General features: G+C 58.7%; 12 protein-coding genes and 4 tRNA genes. 8 read left to right on the plus strand and 8 right to left on the minus strand.

What is annotated here, in order from left to right; translation table 11 throughout:
• Nucleotides 1-160 precede the first annotated feature (160 nt).
• Both ACZZ0D_RS15725 and ACZZ0D_RS15730 read left to right on the plus strand, forming a co-directional pair.
• A complete protein-coding gene (locus ACZZ0D_RS15725) occupies nt 161-1,969 on the plus strand; it encodes a di-heme-cytochrome C peroxidase (RefSeq protein WP_463553730.1) in 1,809 nt (602 codons plus the stop codon).
• Nucleotides 1,966-3,135 (plus strand): catalase family protein, encoded by a 1,170-nt coding sequence (locus ACZZ0D_RS15730; protein WP_463553731.1) that lies wholly within the window; start codon nt 1,966-1,968, stop codon nt 3,133-3,135. Before ACZZ0D_RS15725 ends, ACZZ0D_RS15730 begins: the two co-directional genes overlap by 4 nt.
• 221 nt (nt 3,136-3,356) lie before the next feature.
• On the opposite strand, the gene ACZZ0D_RS15735 is transcribed toward ACZZ0D_RS15730, so the two are convergent.
• The 4 genes from ACZZ0D_RS15735 to ACZZ0D_RS15750 form a co-directional block, all read right to left on the minus strand.
• A tRNA-Asp gene (locus ACZZ0D_RS15735) sits at nt 3,357-3,433 on the minus strand.
• A 19-nt stretch (nt 3,434-3,452) separates the two neighbouring features.
• A tRNA-Val gene (locus ACZZ0D_RS15740) sits at nt 3,453-3,528 on the minus strand.
• A gap of 200 nt (nt 3,529-3,728) precedes the next feature.
• Nucleotides 3,729-3,805: transfer RNA gene (locus tag ACZZ0D_RS15745), tRNA-Asp, on the minus strand.
• A gap of 19 nt (nt 3,806-3,824) precedes the next feature.
• A tRNA-Val gene (locus tag ACZZ0D_RS15750) sits at nt 3,825-3,900 on the minus strand.
• A 159-nt stretch (nt 3,901-4,059) separates the two neighbouring features.
• Between ACZZ0D_RS15750 and rdgC the strand changes: the two genes are divergently transcribed.
• From rdgC to ACZZ0D_RS15770, 4 genes are all read left to right on the plus strand, one after another.
• Entirely contained in the window at nt 4,060-4,980 is a 921-nt protein-coding gene (gene rdgC, locus ACZZ0D_RS15755) for a recombination-associated protein RdgC (protein ID WP_053118594.1), read from the plus strand.
• 147 nt (nt 4,981-5,127) lie between these two features.
• On the plus strand, nt 5,128-6,093 hold the full coding sequence (locus ACZZ0D_RS15760) for a bile acid:sodium symporter family protein (RefSeq protein WP_463553732.1): 966 nt from the start codon (nt 5,128-5,130) through the stop codon (nt 6,091-6,093).
• Nucleotides 6,094-6,211: 118 nt separating this feature from the next.
• Nucleotides 6,212-6,526, plus strand: coding sequence for a quaternary ammonium compound efflux SMR transporter SugE (gene sugE, locus ACZZ0D_RS15765; protein WP_008077894.1), 315 nt, complete (start codon nt 6,212-6,214; stop codon nt 6,524-6,526).
• A 240-nt stretch (nt 6,527-6,766) separates the two neighbouring features.
• Nucleotides 6,767-7,696 carry an IS110 family transposase gene (locus tag ACZZ0D_RS15770; protein WP_463552436.1) on the plus strand — a complete coding sequence of 310 codons (930 nt, stop codon included), beginning with the start codon at nt 6,767-6,769 and terminating at the stop codon, nt 7,694-7,696.
• Nucleotides 7,697-7,881: 185 nt separating this feature from the next.
• Here ACZZ0D_RS15770 and ACZZ0D_RS15775 read toward each other — a convergent pair whose 3' ends face one another.
• The 4 genes from ACZZ0D_RS15775 to ACZZ0D_RS15790 form a co-directional block, all read right to left on the minus strand.
• Nucleotides 7,882-9,756, minus strand: a complete 1,875-nt coding sequence (locus ACZZ0D_RS15775; RefSeq protein ID WP_463553733.1) for an MFS transporter — start codon at nt 9,754-9,756, stop codon at nt 7,882-7,884.
• A gap of 98 nt (nt 9,757-9,854) precedes the next feature.
• Complete coding sequence (locus ACZZ0D_RS15780) at nt 9,855-11,006, minus strand: TDT family transporter (RefSeq protein WP_463553734.1); 1,152 nt, start codon at nt 11,004-11,006, stop codon at nt 9,855-9,857.
• A 105-nt stretch (nt 11,007-11,111) separates the two neighbouring features.
• Complete coding sequence (locus tag ACZZ0D_RS15785; RefSeq protein ID WP_212550946.1) at nt 11,112-11,423, minus strand: cupin domain-containing protein; 312 nt, start codon at nt 11,421-11,423, stop codon at nt 11,112-11,114.
• A 44-nt stretch (nt 11,424-11,467) separates the two neighbouring features.
• Nucleotides 11,468-12,667, minus strand: a complete 1,200-nt coding sequence (locus ACZZ0D_RS15790) for an MFS transporter (RefSeq protein WP_463553735.1) — start codon at nt 12,665-12,667, stop codon at nt 11,468-11,470.
• Nucleotides 12,668-12,758: 91 nt separating this feature from the next.
• On the opposite strand from ACZZ0D_RS15790, the gene ACZZ0D_RS15795 reads away from it, so the two are divergent.
• The gene (locus ACZZ0D_RS15795; RefSeq protein ID WP_463553736.1) at nt 12,759-13,301 is read left to right on the plus strand and encodes a TetR/AcrR family transcriptional regulator; all 543 of its coding nucleotides are present in this window, start codon (nt 12,759-12,761) and stop codon (nt 13,299-13,301) included.
• Nucleotides 13,302-13,523: 222 nt separating this feature from the next.
• Nucleotides 13,524-16,994 carry a hybrid sensor histidine kinase/response regulator gene (locus ACZZ0D_RS15800; protein ID WP_212544279.1) on the plus strand — a complete coding sequence of 1,157 codons (3,471 nt, stop codon included), beginning with the start codon at nt 13,524-13,526 and terminating at the stop codon, nt 16,992-16,994.
• The last annotated feature ends 92 nt before the right edge of the window (nt 16,995-17,086 follow it).

A 17,086-nucleotide genomic window follows, 5' to 3' on the forward strand; every position in this document is an offset into this window, starting at 1 on the left:
CAGGTATTGAAACGCATTCGGCTAAAGGCACGATGAAGCTTCTGTCATCTACGCCCTACAACGATTGATGCCACTTCTCACAACAGTTGGCGTAATGGCCACTTGCCCACCCTCATAGCCTCAGGCATAACAGCGCAATAATTCGACAAGGATGTTTAACTTGCGCCGCTTATTCCGTGTTTTGACCCTGATCATCGTGCTGCTCGGCCTCGTCCTCGCCGTGGTTTTGTATTACGTCGCCAACCCGAAATTACCGTTCTACACCCCGGCCGAGCAGGTGCATTACCTGAATCAATGGTCGGAAGAACAGCGGCAAACCTATTACTTCACGCCTCAGGGCACACAGGTCAAAGGCCTGCGCTATGAGTGGTTTCAAGCGCTGGAGCTGCCCTTCTCCGAGCAGCGTTTCGCCTCTGCGGAATACCTCGCGCGCTTCGGTTTTCTGGTCGATCCCAAACAGCAAGCCACGCCGAACAATCCCGGCAACCTGCCCGTGGGTTTCGCCCGGCATCAAAACCCCGCTACTTCCGAGCAATATCTCGACATAACTTGTGCCGCTTGCCACACCGGCGAATTGCGTTTCAAAGGCCAGGCCGTGCGCATTGACGGCGGCACCGCGCAGCATGTGTTGCCTTCCAGTGTTCCTACATTGCGCGGCGGCAGTTTCGGACAAGCATTGGTCGCGAGTCTGACGGCGACTTACTACAACCCGTGGAAATTCGAACGCTTCGCCCGAAGCGTGCTCGGCGATAAATACGACGTGCGCCACGAGCAACTGCGCAAAGACTTCAAAACCTCGCTGGATACGTTCCTGAAAGTCGCCTGGAACGACACCCATCGCGGCCTCTACCCCACCGAAGAAGGCCCGGGGCGCGCCGATGCATTCGGTCGAATCGCCAACGCGACCTTCGGCGATGCGATTTCCCCCGCCAACTATCGCGTGGCCAATGCGCCGGTGGATTACCCGCAGTTGTGGGACATGTGGACGTTCGATTGGGTGCAGTGGAACGGCTCGGCGCAGCAGCCGATGGCGCGCAATATCGGCGAAGCGCTGGGCGTTGGCGCCACTTTGAATTTCTTCGATGCCAACGGCCAACCGCTGCAAGGCGACGAGCGCTACGCCTCCAGCGTTCGCGTGCGCGATCTGCACACGATCGAAGAAACCCTGCAAAAACTTCAGCCAACGGCCTGGCCGGAAGAGATACTTGGCGCCGTCGACCAACCTCTGGCCGCCAAGGGCCGCGCGCTGTTTGCGGAAAACTGCGCCGGTTGCCATGTCCCGCGCGTCTCTCAGGAAGGCGAGCGTTGGGTGCAGCATTTGCACGTGCTGCCGCTCGATGTGATCGGTACTGACCCTAACGCCGCCACCAACATCGCCACCCACCGCTTCGACCTGACAGCGCTGCAATGGGATTTGAAAGAACTTGAGAAAATGGACGTCAAACTGCATCCGACGCCCACCGAACCGCTGGATCTGAGCCAGCTGTCAGTCGCCAAGGGACTGGCCTACGTCACCGCTTTCGTCGAAAACCGCGCCTACCGCGAAGCCAACGTCACTCCGGAAGAAAAACCTCGACTGGACGGTTTCGGCCTGCCGATCGGCGTGCGCGAAAAAGTCGCTTACAAGGCGCGGCCATTGGCTGGCGTCTGGGCGACCCCACCCTTTCTGCACAACGGTTCGGTGCCAAGCGTTTATCAATTGCTCTCGCCGCAGGATGAGCGCGCGACCACCTTCTATAAAGGCACCTTCGAATACGATCCTCGCCATCTGGGTTATCGCACCGAAGCGTTCACCAATGGCTTCCTGTTTGATACGCGCATCAGTGGCAACCACAACAGCGGTCATGAATTCCGCGCCGGCGAACGTGGCAATGGTGTGATTGGCCGACTGTTGCAGCCCGAAGAACGCTGGGCCTTGCTTGAATACCTGAAAGTGCTGGGCGGCCCACTGGAGGCGCAATTGCCATGACGATGCCGACATTCAAGAAAAAATTGCCGTTGCTCGCCCGAATCTGGTTGTGGCTGGGGCGCTTGCTTGGCAAAACCGTGTTAATCCTGCTGGTGATTGGCTTGCTCGGCTGGGCGATCGCGACGGCGTGGGTTGCCTGGCAGCACCGCGGGCCGGTGTCGGCGCTGGAGCAGATTCCACCCGGCGAAGCCGCGATGACGCAAGACGTGATCCAGACCGCCGTGCGCATCGTCGATCAACACCGCGAGCCCACGCGTTATCTGCGCGACGCCCATGCCAAAGCGCATGGTTGCGTGAAAGCTGAAGTCAAAGTATTGCCGGAATTGGCGCAACAATTGCGCCAAGGCGTGTTCAGTGAGCCGGGGAAAACCTGGCAGGCGATGATTCGTCTGTCGAATGGCAACGCTTATCCGCAATTCGACAGCCTGCGCGATGCTCGCGGTATGGCGATCAAGCTGTTCGATGTGTCGGGTAAACCCTTGCTCGACGATCGACCGGCGCAAGGCGAACAGGATTTCGTGATGTTCAGTCATGCGAACTTCTTTGTCAGCGATGTCGCCGAGTACCGTCAGAATGTGGCGGCGCAGGCTGACGGCAAGAAGATCATGGCGTTTTTTCCGGGGTGGGATCCGCGCACCTGGCAGATCCGTCATCTGTTTATTGCTCTGGCCACGCTGGCACCGCCGCCGGACAGCCCGACGCAGACGACTTATTTTTCGGTCTCGCCGTACAAATTCGGTGAGGCCAATGCGAAATTTCGGGTGATGCCGGATCCGGACAGTTGCCCGGCGTACGCGTTGCCTCAACAGAATCACGATCTGCCGAACTTTCTGCGCAGTGCTTTGAGTCAGCAGTTATCGACGGATCGGGTGCCAACGTGTTTTGTCCTGCAGATTCAGCGTCAGGATGCCAACAAGTACATGCCGATCGAAGACACCAGCATTGAATGGCGTGAGCAGGACTCGCCTTTCGAGACGGTGGCGCGGATTACTTTGCCGGCGCAGGACTTCGATACCCCAGCGCTGAATCTGGCGTGCGACAACCTGTCGTTCAATCCGTGGTTTGGTATCGAAGCGCATCGGCCGATTGGCGGGATCAATCGTCTGCGTAAAGCGGTGTATGAAGCGGTGAGCGACTATCGCCACAGCCAGAATGCCGCGCATTAAAAAAGATATGCACATAACCTGTGGCGAGGGGATTTATCCCCGTTGGGCTGCGAAGCGGCCCCGCTTTTAAAATCTGGGCCCGCTGCGCAAGCCAACGGGGATAAATCCCCTCGCCACAGGTCAGCATCAAATCTGAGATTTCATAAACCCCAGACAGCAGAAAGCCCGCACTAGGCGGGCTTTCTGTGGACTCTGGCGTTCAGTGTTCCAGATTCCGAATATGGCGCAGCGGACGGGACTCGAACCCGCGACCCCCGGCGTGACAGGCCGGTATTCTAACCGACTGAACTACCGCTGCGCGAAACGCTTGAAACGAATGGTGGGTGATGACGGGATCGAACCGCCGACATTCTGCTTGTAAGGCAGACGCTCTCCCAGCTGAGCTAATCACCCTTCGCTTCGTTACGGGACGCATTATGCCACAAGTTTTCATAAAGTGTTGATTTAATTGAAGTTTTTTTCAAATAAATCCGAAAACCGGTAAAACGACACATCCCGCGGGTACAACTGTACAAACTTTGAGGCAGAAAAAAACCCGCTTGGGCGGGTTCTTCCGTGGTGACCTGGCGTTCAGTGGTCCAGGTTACCGAATATGGCGCAGCGGACGGGACTCGAACCCGCGACCCCCGGCGTGACAGGCCGGTATTCTAACCGACTGAACTACCGCTGCGCTAAACACTAGAAACGAATGGTGGGTGATGACGGGATCGAACCGCCGACATTCTGCTTGTAAGGCAGACGCTCTCCCAGCTGAGCTAATCACCCTTCGCTTCGGTGTGGCGCGCATTCTACGGAGCGACCCAACCTCTGGCAAGCACTTTTTTAAATAATTTTCTCAGGCCTTCCAAAGGCTTACAGAAGGGTTGGCCTATGAGACGGCGAGGACAATAATGCCCCCCTTTGTATAAAGGAGAGACTCACCCCATGTGGTTCAAGAACCTGCTTATCTATCGCCTGACCCAAGACCTGCCTGTCGATGCCGAGGCGCTGGAAACTGCACTGGCCACCAAACTGGCGCGTCCATGTGCAAGCCAGGAGTTGACCACCTACGGTTTCGTCGCGCCGTTCGGCAAAGGCGAAGATGCTCCATTGGTACACGTCAGCGGTGACTTCCTGCTGATTTCCGCGCGTAAAGAAGAACGCATTCTGCCGGGCAGCGTCGTGCGCGACGCGGTAAAGGAAAAGGTCGAAGAGATCGAAGCCGAGCAGATGCGCAAGGTCTATAAGAAGGAACGCGATCAGATCAAGGATGAAATCATCCAGGCCTTCCTGCCGCGCGCCTTTATCCGTCGCTCGTCGACCTTCGCCGCCATCGCGCCGAAACAAGGCCTGATTCTGGTCAACTCGGCCAGCCCGAAACGCGCTGAAGACTTGCTGTCGACCCTGCGCGAAGTGATCGGCACCCTGCCCGTCCGTCCGCTGAGCGTGAAAATGTCGCCAACCGCGACCATGACCGAATGGGTCACCACGCAGAAAGCTGCCGACGACTTCTATGTGCTGGACGAGTGCGAACTGCGCGACACCCACGAAGACGGCGGCATCGTTCGTTGCAAACGTCAGGATCTGACCAGCGAAGAAATCCAGCTGCACCTGAGCACCGGCAAAGTCGTCACGCAGCTGTCGCTGGCGTGGCAGGACAAGTTGTCGTTCATGCTTGACGACAAGATGACGGTTAAACGTCTTAAGTTCGAAGATCTGTTGCAGGATCAAGCGGAACAGGACGGTGGCGACGAGGCACTGGGTCAACTGGACGCCAGCTTCACCCTGATGATGCTGACCTTCGGCGACTTCCTGCCGGCGCTGGTTGAAGCGTTGGGTGGTGAAGAGACTCCGCAGGGGATCTAAACCCTTGTGATGTCCAAACTGTAGGAGTGAGCCTGCTCGCGATGAGGGACTGACATTCAACATCAATGTTGACTGAACGACCGCCATCGCGAGCAGGCTCGCTCCCACAATTGGTTTTGTGGTGTAACTAACAATAAGGAACAAGCCATGCGCGCACTGGCTGCACTCAGCCGCTTTGTCGGCAATACCTTCGCTTACTGGGTTCTGATTTTCGCGGTCATCGCGTTCCTGCAACCGGCGTGGTTCCTCGGCCTGAAAAGCGCGATCGTGCCGTTGCTCGGGCTGGTGATGTTCGGCATGGGCCTGACCCTCAAACTCGACGACTTCGCTGCCGTTGCCCGCCATCCGTGGCGCGTGGCGCTGGGCGTGGTTGCACACTTCGTGATCATGCCCGGCGTGGCGTGGTTGCTTTGCCAGGTGTTTCACCTGCCGCCGGAAATCGCCGTCGGGGTGATTCTGGTCGGTTGCTGCCCGAGCGGCACCTCCTCCAACGTGATGACCTGGCTGGCCCGTGGGGATCTGGCGTTGTCGGTAGCCATCGCCGCCGTTACCACCCTCCTCGCTCCGCTGCTGACCCCGGCGCTGATCTGGCTACTGGCTTCGGCGTGGTTGCCGGTGTCGTTCATGGAGCTGTTCTGGTCGATCCTGCAAGTGGTGCTGTTGCCGATCATTCTCGGCGTGGTTGCCCAGCGTCTGCTTGGCGACAAGGTTCGTCATGCGGTGGATGTGTTGCCGCTGGTGTCGGTGGTCAGCATCGTGATTATCGTCACTGCCGTGGTCGCCGCCAGCCAGGCAAAAATTGCCGAATCCGGTCTGCTGATCATGGCCGTGGTGATACTGCACAACAGCTTCGGTTATCTGCTGGGTTACTTCACCGGTCGCCTGTTCAAGCTGCCGTTGGCTCAGCGCAAATCGCTGGCGCTGGAAGTCGGCATGCAGAACTCGGGATTGGGCGCTGCGTTGGCCAGTGCGCACTTCTCGCCACTGGCGGCAGTGCCGAGCGCGTTGTTCAGTGTCTGGCACAATATTTCCGGGGCGCTGCTGTCGACCTACTTCCGCCGCATGAGCGAGAAGGAAGATCGCGAGGCGCTGGCGCAACAGGCTGCCGACTGAGCTGAAACTTGATCCCCGGGTTAATGCTGGTCAAACTATCGCGCAACGCGAGGACGACCTCGCGGCTCGATCGAGTCATTAATCTGGGGACGACCCCGTCAATCGATGGAGGTCTCTCATGTCCTGGATCATTCTGTTTTTCGCCGGCCTGTTCGAAGTCGGCTGGGCCGTTGGCCTGAAATACACCGATGGCTTCAGCCGTCCACTTCCTACTGCGCTGACCGTTGCGGCCATGGCCATCAGCCTTGGCCTGCTCGGCCTTGCGATGAAGGAATTGCCGTTGGGCACGGCGTATGCGATCTGGACGGGCGTCGGTGCTGTGGGCACGGTGATTGCCGGGATCATACTGTTTGGCGAATCGATGGCGTTGATTCGGCTGGCGAGTGTGGCGTTGATCATTACCGGGTTGATTGGGCTTAAGGTCAGCGCTTAGGCCTCTACCGCTTTCGCGAGCAAGCCCGCTTGTGTCTTGCATAGGAGTTAGAATCGGGATGAGAGGGATGGTTGGCAAGCTGAATGCCCGGGGTGCTTAAAGCACGTGTGGGAGCCCAAGCTGCCAATCATCTCTCGCTCTGGTTATTGAGCCCGAACAGTTGAACGAGCCGACCTCGAACAGTACAAGCGTGGTGCCCAACCAGAGTGCTCTCACCTTTGAGTGTAAGAGGATTCCGCCATGTTTTCCTGCGCCGGTATCGATGTCGCCAAAGATACTCTTGAGATTCGGATTAACCCGCAAGACGTAGGTGCGAGTTTTTCCAATAGCATCAGTGACTTCCCCAAGCTTATTGATTGGTTTAATTGCTATAAGGTCAATCGCGTGTTGCTTGAAGCCACAGGTGGTTATGAGCGAGAGGTCATGAAAGCGCTTCAGGCCGGGGGGTTCGACGTTATACGAATCAATCCTCGCCGCGCCAAGAGCTTTGCCAGTGCAATGGGCCAACGCGCTAAAACCGACCCGATTGATGCACGACTTCTTGCGCAGTTTGCAGAAGTCATAAAGTCGCCAAACAGTCGAGTCTCTAGCCCTGAGCAGGATAATTTGCGTGCGCTCGTACAGCAGCGTGAAAACTTTGTTCAGCAACAAAGTGACGATTTGCGACGCATCAAAACGGCTTCAGCAGATTTGGTGAAACCCTTGTTGCAGAGCCATATCGATTATCTAACCCAGGCAATAAAGTCGATAGAAAAGCTGATCCGTCAAAGTGCGAAAAAACTGGACAGTGATAAAGCTGCACGCTTGTGCTCGGTCAAGGGTATCGGGCTCGTGACGGCTGCCAGTTTAATGGCCTATTTACCTGAGCTGGGTGAGATTGGACGCCACGAAATAGCAGCTTTGGCAGGTATAGCCCCTTACAACGACGACAGCGGGAAACACAAAGGACTTCGACACATTGAGGGGGGAAGATTTTCCGCTCGCCGCGCGCTGTACATGGCAAGTTGGGTCGTGATTATGCGCCAGCCCGAGTTTCAGGCTCGATATCAAACCCTACGCGACAAAGGAAAATGCGCAAAAGTAGCGCTGATCGCCTGCATGCGTGTGCTGTTGATAAGACTGAACGCAATGATCCGGGATCGAACGCCATGGAAGGAACAGTTGGCTTGAAATAGAGCGGTGTTTCTGGGAAAAAATGCACGGCTATGGGCTGTGGGAGATCAGCTGCCTATCACCCTGCATTCAAAATAAAGGGTATCAAGACAGTTGCTCCCACATTAGACCGCGTTCCATCATGGGAATACGGTCAACTGTGGGAGCGGGCTTGCTCGCGAAGAGGCCCTAAAAATCAGCGACTATCTAACCGCCCCACGCAACTCCCCCACCAACACCTGCAACTTCGCCGGCTCCGCCGCTTCCACAGTTACCGCCGAACCCGCCACCAACGTCACCCGCGACCACAACCGGTGAAAAAACCCCTTGTTCGGATCGCGACTGAAGAAGCTCCCCCACAACCCCTGCAACGCCAGCGGAATCACCGGTACCGGCGTCTCTTCGAGAATCCGCGTCAGCCCGCCCCTGAATTCATTCATCTCGCCATCAGCGGTCAATTTGCCTTCCGGGAAGATGCACACCAGTTCACCGTTCTTCAGATACTGAGCAATCCGCGTGAAGGCCTTTTCGTAGATCTGGATATCTTCCTGCCGCCCAGCGATAGGAATGGCCCCCGCCGTGCGGAAGATAAAGTTCAGCACCGGCAGGTTGTAGATTTTGTAGTACATGACAAAGCGAATCGGCCTACGAACTGCGCCGCCAATCAGCAAGGCATCGACGAACGACACGTGGTTACACACCAACAACGCCGCGCCCTCATCAGGAATCGCCTCAAGGTTGCGATGCTCGACGCGGTACATGGAATGGCTGAGCAGCCAGATCATGAAACGCATACTGAACTCGGGGACGATTTTGAAGATGTAGGCGTTAACGCCGATGTTCAGCAGCGACACCACCAAGAACAGCTGCGGAATCGACAGTTTGACCACGCTCAACAACATGATCGAAACGATGGCCGAGACCACCATAAACAGTGCGTTGAGAATGTTGTTCGCTGCGATTACCCGCGCGCGCTCGTTCTCGGCGGTGCGCGACTGGATCAATGCGTACAGCGGCACGATATAGAAGCCGCCGAAAATGCCCAGACCGAGAATGTCGATCAACACCGCCCACGTGTGCACAAAGCCCAGCACTTCAACCCAGCTATGGCCAGTGACGCTGTCCGGAATCCCGCCGGAATGCCACCACAGCAGCAGCCCGAACACGGTCAGACCAAACGAGCCGAACGGCACCAGACCGATCTCGACTTTACGCCCGGAAAGCTTCTCGCAGAGCATTGAACCGAGGGCGATACCGACCGAGAACACCGTCAGAATCAAGGTGACCACGGTCTCATCGCCGTGCATCCATTCCTTGGCATACGCCGGAATCTGCGTCAGATAAATCGCCCCGACAAACCAGAACCACGAGTTGCCGACGATCGAACGCGACACCGCTGGGGTCTGGCCCAAGCCGAGTTTCAGCGTCGCCCACGATTGGCTGAAGATGTTCCAGTTCAGGCGCATTTCCGGCGAGGACGCCGCCGCCCGTGGAATGCTGCGGCTGGCGAGATAACCCAGCACGGCAATGCCGACGATGGCGCCGGACACCAGTGGCGCGTAGTGCGTCGAAGACATGATGACCCCGGCGCCGATAGTGCCGGCGAGGATCGCCAGAAACGTGCCCATCTCCACCAGGCCATTGCCGCCGACCAGTTCATCCTCGCGCAATGCCTGCGGCAGGATCGAATACTTCACCGGCCCGAATAACGCCGAGTGCGTGCCCATGGCGAACAACGCCACCAGCATCAGCGACAGATGATCGAACAAGAATCCGACGGATCCCACCGCCATGATGGCGATTTCCGCCAGTTTGATCAGACGGATCAACGCGTCCTTGGCGAACTTTTCGCCAAACTGCCCGGCCAGCGCCGAGAACAGGAAGAACGGCAGAATAAACAGCAGCGCACAGAGGTTGACCCAAATCGAGCGGTCACCTTCGATGGTCAGCCGATAGAGAATGGCGAGGATCAACGACTGTTTAAACACGTTGTCGTTAAACGCGCCGAGCGATTGCGTGATGAAGAACGGTAAAAACCGTCGCGTGCGCAGCAGGTTGAACTGTGAGGAGTGACTCATCTTCCGTGTTTCCCTGATTTTGCTGGGGGGTGGTCTGGATACTGTCTATTGGATTCACAAACCGCAATCCAGGCCACACCTTAGCTAAATATTTCAGGTTATTTCTTCAAACCGGCGATGCACGGTGAAACAAACAGCTCGCCACGCCACGCGCCTTGCACGGTGCGTTTACCGACGATCAGCCACATGATCGCGAGCAACGTCACCAACACACAGCCAACCACGCTGAAAAAGCCGAGATTCAAGGTGCTCGCCAGCTTCAACGTTGCCAGCGAATAAACGCCCAACGGGAAGGTGAAGCCCCACCAGCCAAGATTGAACGGGATGCCGTCACGCAGATAACGCACGGTGATCAGCAGCGCCATCAACATCCACCACAACCCGAAGCCCCACAGCGTGATGCCGGCGACCAGGCCAATGCCCGATGCGATTTCGCCGATGCCCGGCAGACCGTTGGCAGCGAAGATCGCCGGTGCATCAGCGCCCAACAGCAACATGCCCAGCGCACCGGTGCCGATCGGGCCAAGGGCCAGCCAGCTCGAAGCGGCCATGTTTTCGTGAGGCAGTTTGTGCAGGGCCATGCGCAGCAGAAGGATTGTCAGAATGCTGAACGCCACCGGTAGGGAAAATGCCCAAAGCACGTAGCTGGTGGTCAGCATCACCAGTTGCGAGTGGGCATCGGTCAGATGCGGTGCGAGCAAACCACCGCTGGCCGCCGCCACTTCTGCGGCGACTACGGGCAACAGCCAAACGGCGGTCATCTGATCAATGCTGTGTTCCTGACGGGTAAACATCATGTACGGAATCAACACGCCGCAGGCCAGCGACATCGCCACGTCGATCCACCACAGCACTTCGGCGAGATGAATCACCCCGTCGCCCCAGCGCGGCAGGCCGAACACCAAAAAGCCGTTGATGATCGTCGCCAGGCCCATTGGGATGGTGCCGAAGAACATCGATACCGTGGAATGCCCGAAAATCCGCCGCGCTTCATCGAAGAACAGAATCCAGCGAGCGGCATAAGCCAGGGTAAACAACGTGAACAACAGAATGTTGAACAACCACAGCCCTTCGGCCACGGCGTGCAAACCGGGGATCGCCACCGGCAGTTGCGCCAACGCCAATGCCAGCACACCGGTACCCATGGTCGCGGCGAACCAGTTCGGTGTGAATTGGCGGATCACTTCACGCGGATGCTGAAGTTGGCTGAACGGCTTGATGCCGGGTTTGGCGCTGTTGGGGCAAATCATCATGAACTCCTGTCCTCAGGTGAGGTGGAATTCATGGTAGATCCAAATCGAATATCTATATAACGGGTAATATCTCTAACTGTTATCTGTTTTACCAATAAGCAGTCAGACGCTGCCTTCGCTTTCGATCACCAGAATCCGCGCCGCGCCTTGTGGATGCGCGACATGCTCGGTGCCGACCGAGGCGTAAAAGATGTCGCCAACGTCGAGCTGCACCTGTTTTTCTTCGCCATTTTCGCGGTAGTGCATCTGCACCTGGCCATCGAGCACCACGAACACTTCTTCGCCATCGTTGACGTGCCATTTGTACGGCTGATCCGTCCAGTGCAGGCGCGTGGTGATGCCGTTCATATTGGCGATATCCAGCGCGCCCCAGGCGCGGTCGGCGGTAAAGGTTTTGCTGCGGATAATCTTCATGAATCGATCCGAGAGAAGAATGGCCAAGCAAGGCTAACCGAAACTCAGGGAGCGCTGCACACCTTGACTGCGTTAGCGCGCAGGCTGAGCAACAAAGCCCCCACCGCCAACACGATCAGCACTGCGCCGTAACCATCTGTGGTCGCCAGCAAGCCATAGGTGCGAGCCAGATAACCGGCCAACAATGCCGGCAGGCAGAACGCGAGGTAGCTGAGCACGTAATACGCCGACATCAAACCGGCCCGTTCGTGAGGCAATGCCAGCGGAACCAGGCTGCGCACTGCGCCAAGGAAGCCCGAGCCAAACCCACAACCGGCGACCAGCGTGCCGAGGAAGAACAGCGAAAGACTCGCGCTGTGCACGCCGAGCAAGATCAGCACCAGACCGATCGGCAGCAAACTCGCGCCCAGCCGCAAGGCTTGTTTGGCGCTGCGATTGCGCAAGGTGAAAATCATCAACGCACCGGTCAGGGTCAATGCCGCTACGGTCGAGCCGCCGATCAGGTTGGACGTCGAACCGGTGGCCGTGCGTACCAATGACGGAGCCAGCGAGGCGTAAAAACCACCAAGCGCCCATGTCGCGGTGTTTAACGGCAGCACTCGCCACAATGTTGAACGGGCCTGAGCCGGCACGTGCAGCGTCGGCTTTAATGACGCCCAGGCCCCGGCTTGCGGCGAGACGCTTTCCGGCAGGCGCCAGACATAAATCCCCTGCAATACAAACAATCCGAGCAACAACCAATAGGTCAACTGCAACGGCGCCGGAGCAAATTCCGCGAGCAAACCGCAACCCAAACCGCCCAACGCCATTCCCAACAGCGGCGCGACGCTGTTGATCAACGGCCCTTGTTGGCGATCCGTATCGAGCAACGTCGCGCTCAACACCGCAGTGGCCATGCCGGTGGCGAAACCTTGCAGGACGCGCGCGCTGATCAGCCACGTGACGCTGTCGGCATAGATAAACAGCAGCATCGCCAAGGCATTGAGCAGCACGGCGGTAAAAATCACCGGTTTGCGCCCGACGTGATCGGACAGCGAACCCACTGTTAATAGCGCCGCCAACAGACTGAGCGCATAGACGCCGAAGATCAGCGTCAGCACCACCGCCGAGAAATGCAGTTGATCCTGATACAGGTGATACAACGGCGTCGGCGCGGTGGAAGCGGCGAGAAAACTGAGTAAGGTGATCGCCAGAAACCACAGGCTGGAGCGGTTTGAAACGACGTTATTCAAGGGGCTAATCATGGGCACACTCCGCAAAAGCTAATTTTTTGCTTTTGCGGAGTGTGCTACCGCCTCGCGCTTAAAGCAAATTCTTTGTGTTAAGGTCTGCCGCATGGCTATTAAAGAAGGTTTACGCCCCGGCGGCCGCAGTGCCCGGGTGCAAGAGTCGATTCATTCGGCAGTCCACGCGCTTCTGCAAGAGCAGGAGCGCTCGACCGTGACCGTGCCGCAAATCGCCGCACGTGCAGGCGTGACGCCGTCGACGATTTATCGACGCTGGGGGGATCTGGCGGCGTTGCTCGCAGACGTCGCCCTCGCCCGCATGCGCCCGGACAGCGAGCCGGCAGAAACGGGCAGTTTGCGCAGTGATATTCGGGCGTGGGCTGAACAGTATCTCGACGAGATGAGCTCCGAGCCCGGCCGCAACATGATGCGCGACGTGCAAGCGAGCGCGACGCCGGGGTATTGCGTGACGATCATTGGTGCGCAGTTGCAGACGATCATTGCGCGGCATCCCGATGAAACCGCGCCGAGTGTTGATCGGCTGATCAACCTGGTGGTGGCGCCGGTGGTGTTCCGGATACTGTTTTCGGCGGCGGCGCTTGAAGTGGATGAGCTGCATTATCTGATCGATATTGCGCTGCGTCTGGACTGACGCCTTCGCGAGCAAGCCCGCTCCCACATTTGGAATGCATTCCCCTTGTGGGAGCGGGCTTGCTCGCGAAGAGGCCCGCCCGGTCACCGCTAATACTGACGGGTTCCACCCCTGCGACACCCCGCCACGCCACGACCTTGGTCGACACTGACTAACCGCCGCACTCATGCGAGACTGTTGGCCCGGACAGGGTTGCCGGGGAGTCTCTGTCGGGAGTGTTGCATGTCGTTGTCCACCGGGCTGATCGCCGCCGTCGCCCTCGCCTATATGGCCATCATGTTCGCTATCGCCTTCTACGGCGACCGTCGCAGCGCGCCTTTGCCGCCGCGGATGCGTGCCTGGGTGTACAGCCTGTCGCTGGCGGTTTATTGCACCAGCTGGACATTCTTCGGCGCGGTCGGTCAGGCTGCCGAACAATTGTGGTCGTTCCTGCCGATTTACCTCGGGCCGATCCTGCTGCTGCTCGGCGCGCCATGGGTGCTGCAGAAAATGGTGATGATCAGCAAACAGGAGAACATCACCTCCATCGCTGACTTCATCGCCGCGCGTTACGGCAAATCGCAATCGCTGGCGGTAGTCGTCGCGCTGATCTGCCTGGTCGGCGTCCTCCCCTACATCGCCCTGCAACTCAAAGGCATCGTCCTCGGCGTGAACCTGTTGATCGGCGCCGGCGCCGACGCCATGGGCACCCGCGCCCAGGACACCGCGCTGATCGTGTCGCTGGTGCTGGCGCTGTTCACCATCGTCTTCGGTACGCGCAACCTCGACGCCACCGAGCACCACCGCGGCATGGTGCTGGCGATTGCCTTCGAATCGCTGGTCAAACTGTTTGCCTTTCTCGCGGTCGGCGCCTTCGTCACTTTCGGTCTGTACGACGGTTTCGATGACCTGTTCAACCAGGCAATGCTCGCCCCGCGCCTCGAGGAATACTGGAAAGAAACCATTAACTGGCCGTCGATGGTGGTGCAGACCGGCGTGGCGATGATGGCGATCATTTGCCTGCCCCGGCAGTTTCACGTCACCGTGGTGGAGAACATCGACCCGCAGGATCTGCGACTGGCCAAATGGGTGTTCCCGGCCTACCTCGCACTGGCCGCGCTGTTTGTAGTCCCGATCGCCCTCGCCGGTCAGATGTTGTTACCGAGCGACGTACTCCCCGACTCCTTCGTGATCAGTTTGCCGTTGGCTCAAGCCCATCCGGCGCTAGCACTGCTGGCGTTTATCGGTGGTGCTTCGGCGGCGACCGGCATGGTGATTGTCGCCAGCGTAGCGTTGTCGACCATGGTCTCCAACGACATGCTGTTGCCGTGGTTGCTGCGCCGAAATAACGCCGAGCGCCCGTTCGAAGTGTTCCGTCAGTGGATGCTCTCGGTGCGCCGCGTCAGCATCGTGGTGATTCTGTTGCTGGCGTATGTCAGCTATCGCCTGCTCGGTTCCACCGCGAGCCTGGCGACCATCGGCCAGATTGCCTTCGCCGCTGTCACCCAATTGGCCCCGGCCATGTTGGGCGCGCTGTACTGGAAACAGGCTAACCGGCGCGGGGTTTTTGCCGGTCTCGCTGCCGGTACTTTCCTGTGGTTTTACACGCTGATTCTGCCGATTGCCGCGCACAGCCTGGGCTTGTCCCTGAGCAGTTTTCCGGGGCTGGCATGGTTGCACAGCAATCCGCTGAATTTGCCAATCACCCCACTGACACAAGGCGTGGTGCTGTCGCTGGCCGGTAACTTCACCCTGTTCGCGTGGGTCTCGGTGCTGTCGCGCACGCGGGTATCGGAACACTGGCAGGCCGGGCGTTTTATCGGTCAGGAGATCAGCGCGCGGCCGAGCGCACGCTCGATGCTGGCGGTGCAAATCGACGATCTGTTGCAACTGGCGGCGCGGTTTGTCGGTGAAGAACGCGCGCGGCAGAGCTTTATTCGTTTCGCCTACCGTCAGGGCAAAGGCTTCAACCCGAACCAGAACGCCGATGGCGAATGGATCGCCCACACCGAGCGCTTGTTGGCCGGTGTGCTTGGCGCTTCTTCGACCCGCGCTGTAGTAAAAGCCGCTATCGAAGGTCGGGAAATGCAGTTGGAGGACGTAGTCCGGATCGCCGACGAAGCGTCGGAAGTGTTGCAGTTCAACCGCGCCCTGCTGCAAGGCGCGATCGAGAACATCACCCAAGGCATCAGCGTGGTCGACCAATCGCTGAAACTGGTGGCGTGGAATCGACGCTATCTGGAGCTGTTCAACTACCCGGACGGTTTGATCAGCGTTGGCCGGCCGATTGCCGACATCATTCGCTACAACGCCGAGCGCGGCTTGTGCGGCCCCGGCGAAGCCGAAGTACACGTTGCCCGTCGCTTGCACTGGATGCGTCAGGGCCGCGCGCACACCTCTGAACGGTTGTTCCCCAACGGTCGGGTGATCGAGTTGATCGGCAACCCGATGCCGGGCGGCGGTTTCGTCATGAGTTTCACCGACATTACTGCGTTCCGCGAAGCTGAGCAGGCGCTGACCGAGGCCAACGAGGGGCTGGAGCAACGGGTCAGCGAGCGTACGCAGGAACTGTCGCAACTCAACGTCGCGCTGACCGAAGCCAAGGGCACCGCCGAAGCGGCGAACCAGTCGAAAACCCGCTTCCTCGCGGCGGTCAGCCATGACTTGATGCAACCGTTGAACGCCGCCCGCCTGTTCTCCGCCGCCCTCTCCCACCAGGACGATGGCTTGAGCAGCGAGGCGCAGAAACTGGTGCAGCACCTCGACAGTTCGCTGCGTTCAGCCGAAGACTTGATCAGCGATCTGCTGGATATCTCGCGCCTGGAAAATGGCAAGATCAACCCGGATCGCAAGCCGTTTGCGCTCAATGAGCTGTTCGATATTCTCGGCGCCGAATTCAAGGCACTGGCGCAAGAACAGGGCCTGACCTTCCGCGTGCGTGGCAGTCACCTGCGCATCGACAGCGACAGCAAATTGCTGCGGCGGATTTTGCAGAACTTCCTCACCAATGCGTTCCGCTATGCCAAAGGCCCGGTGCTGCTCGGCGTGCGTCGGCGCGGGGGAGAATTGTCGCTGGAAGTGTGGGATCGCGGGCCGGGGATTCCGGAGGACAAGCTGCAGGTGATTTTCGAAGAATTCAAACGCCTCGACAGCCACCAGACCCGCGCCGAAAAAGGTTTGGGGCTTGGCTTGGCGATTGCCGATGGCTTGTGCCGCGTGCTCGGCCATACGTTGCGTGTGCGTTCGTGGCCGGGGCGCGGCAGTGTGTTCAGCGTCAGCGTGCCATTGGCCCCGACGCAAACCGTGCCGGCCAGCGCCGCTGTCGAGTTGAACGGCAAGTTGCTGGGCGGCGCGCAGGTGCTGTGTATCGACAATGAAGACAGCATTTTGATTGGCATGAACAGTTTGCTCAGCCGCTGGGGTTGTCAGGTGTGGACGGCGCGCAATCGCGAGGAATGTGCGGCGTTGCTTAAGGATGGCGTGCGGCCGCAACTGGCGCTGGTGGATTACCACCTCGATCACGGCGACACCGGGACAGAGTTGATGGCGTGGTTGCGCACGACGTTGGGCGAGCCGGTGCCGGGGGTGGTGATCAGTGCGGATGGGCGGCCGGAAACGGTGGCGCAGGTGCATGCGGCGGGTCTGGATTATCTGGCGAAACCGGTGAAACCGGCGGCGTTGCGGGCGTTGTTGAGTCGGTATGTGCCGCTCTAAATATGTATGCGCTGCACTGGCCTCTTCGCGAGCAGGCTCGCTCCCACATTGGAATGCATTACAAATAGAGGGAGCGAGCCTGCTCGCGAAGC

This window comes from Pseudomonas sp. AC193, assembly GCF_979258075.1.

Coding starts and splice junctions, on each gene's coding strand:
- ACZZ0D_RS15770 (WP_463552436.1), top strand. CDS start 6,767: ATGTTTTCCTGCGCCGGTATCGATGTCGCCAAAGATACTCTTGAGATT.
- ACZZ0D_RS15775 (WP_463553733.1), bottom strand. CDS start 9,756: ATGAGTCACTCCTCACAGTTCAACCTGCTGCGCACGCGACGGTTTTTA.
- ACZZ0D_RS15760 (WP_463553732.1), top strand. CDS start 5,128: ATGCGCGCACTGGCTGCACTCAGCCGCTTTGTCGGCAATACCTTCGCT.
- ACZZ0D_RS15795 (WP_463553736.1), top strand. CDS start 12,759: ATGGCTATTAAAGAAGGTTTACGCCCCGGCGGCCGCAGTGCCCGGGTG.
- ACZZ0D_RS15785 (WP_212550946.1), bottom strand. CDS start 11,423: ATGAAGATTATCCGCAGCAAAACCTTTACCGCCGACCGCGCCTGGGGC.
- ACZZ0D_RS15730 (WP_463553731.1), top strand. CDS start 1,966: ATGACGATGCCGACATTCAAGAAAAAATTGCCGTTGCTCGCCCGAATC.
- rdgC (WP_053118594.1), top strand. CDS start 4,060: ATGTGGTTCAAGAACCTGCTTATCTATCGCCTGACCCAAGACCTGCCT.
- ACZZ0D_RS15780 (WP_463553734.1), bottom strand. CDS start 11,006: ATGATTTGCCCCAACAGCGCCAAACCCGGCATCAAGCCGTTCAGCCAA.
- ACZZ0D_RS15800 (WP_212544279.1), top strand. CDS start 13,524: ATGTCGTTGTCCACCGGGCTGATCGCCGCCGTCGCCCTCGCCTATATG.
- ACZZ0D_RS15790 (WP_463553735.1), bottom strand. CDS start 12,667: ATGATTAGCCCCTTGAATAACGTCGTTTCAAACCGCTCCAGCCTGTGG.
- sugE (WP_008077894.1), top strand. CDS start 6,212: ATGTCCTGGATCATTCTGTTTTTCGCCGGCCTGTTCGAAGTCGGCTGG.